At 68.6% G+C, this 296-nt stretch carries 1 pseudogene; it reads left to right on the plus strand.

Annotated elements, in window-relative coordinates:
• Positions 1-296, plus strand: a pseudogene (locus tag EN861_RS34910) (phosphopentomutase); the annotation flags it as partial.

The following is a 296-nucleotide window of genomic DNA, read 5'->3' on the forward strand; positions in this document are numbered from 1 at the left end:
CGCTCGGTGCCATGGACGATGCCGGCGAAGGCGACCTGGTCTTCGCCAATTTCGTCGACTTCGATACCGAGTTCGGCCACCGGCGCGACGTCGCCGGCTATGCGGGCGCGCTCGAAGCGTTCGATCGGCGGCTGCCGGAGGCATTGTCGCGCATCAGGCCTGGCGATCTTCTCATCCTGACCGCCGATCACGGCAATGACCCGACCTGGCGCGGCACCGACCACACCCGCGAGCGCGTTCCCGTGTTCGGCATCGGTGCGGGGCTGAGGGGCGGCGACATCGGGTTGAGGCCAACC

It is taken from the genome of Mesorhizobium sp. M8A.F.Ca.ET.218.01.1.1, assembly GCF_004791165.1.
Lineage (GTDB): Bacteria > Pseudomonadota > Alphaproteobacteria > Rhizobiales > Rhizobiaceae > Mesorhizobium.